This window comes from Acidovorax cavernicola (assembly GCF_003581445.1).
The window spans coordinates 1-1172 of record NZ_QXMN01000243.1 but is presented as its reverse complement, the minus strand read 5'-3'; the positions used below and the strand labels follow the sequence as shown (position 1 = coordinate 1172).

Below are 1172 nucleotides of genomic sequence, written 5' to 3'. Positions count from 1 at the left end.
CCCATGAGCGCGGCCAGGCTGATGCCCACCACGTTCTGCACCACGATGAAGATGCTGATGATGCACAGGAACAGCACCAGCGCGGACCCGCCTTCGCGCAGCTTGGCGAAGTTGGCGCTCAGGCCGATCGACGAGAAGAACAGCAGCATGAAGCCGGTCTGCAGGTCGCTGCTGAAGCTGAAGGAGTAACCGGTGAACGCGTGGATGGCGAAGATCAGCGCTGCCGCGACCATGCCGCCGGCCACGGGCTCGGGAATGTTGAAGTCGCGCAGGAAGCGGATTCTGTGGACCAGGTATTTTCCGACCAGCAGCACCATGGCTGCGCAGATAAGGGTGTAGTAGGTGCTGAAGCTCAGGTGCATGCGGGGTGGGGGAAAGCAAAGTGGATGCGCGCCCACCCGCGGCGTCAGGCGCTGGGCCTGGCGCGCGGTGCGCGGCTGAGGGCTGGCGCGCGTGGCGCCGGCCGGCAAAAGGCGCGCAGTGTAGCACTCACTTTGCTGCCTCCCGGGGCCAAAGCCCACAGCGGCGGCAGATGCTTTGCCGGGCTCAGTTCATCGGGTCAGCACGAGCTTGCCCATGACGGCGCGCGAACCCATGCGTGCATAGGCGGCCTGCAGTTCGGCCAGCGGCATGGTGGTGTCGATCACGGGCTTGATCTTGCCCTGCCGGTACCAGTCGAGCAGCTCGGCCATCATCGCGGCATTGGCTTTGGGTTCGCGCCGCTGGAACTCGCCCCAGAAGACGCCGACCAGCGACGCGCCCTTGAGCAGCGCCAGGTTCCAGGGCAGAGCAGGAATGGGGCCGGCCGCGAAGCCGACCACGAGGTAGCGGCCGCGCCAGGCGATCGAGCGGAACGCGGGCTCGGCCAGGTCGCCGCCGACCGGGTCGTAGATCACGTCCGGGCCCTTGCCGCCGGTTGCGGCCTTGAGCGCTTCGCGCAGGTCGGTATTGCTGTAGTTGATCGTCGCGTCGGCGCCCAGCGTGGTGCACAGCGCGCATTTTTCGTCGCTCGAGGCCGCGGCAATGACGCGCGCGCCCGCGGCCTTGGCGATCTGTATCGCGGCCGTGCCGACGCCGCCGGCCGCGCCCAGCACCAGCACCGTCTCGCCGGCGCGCAGCTGCGCGCGGTCGATCAGCGCGTGGTGGGAGGTGGCGTAGGTCATGATGAACGC

General features: G+C 68.0%; 2 protein-coding genes. Both read right to left on the bottom strand.

The features are described from left to right. A partial coding sequence (locus D3H34_RS32865; RefSeq protein ID WP_286186569.1) for a sodium/glutamate symporter occupies positions 1–362 on the bottom strand: 362 nt, incomplete at its 3' end. Between the two features lie 189 nt (positions 363–551). Further along, on the bottom strand, positions 552–1172 hold a 621-nt coding region (locus D3H34_RS32860; protein WP_147400607.1), incomplete at its 5' end, for an NADPH:quinone oxidoreductase family protein.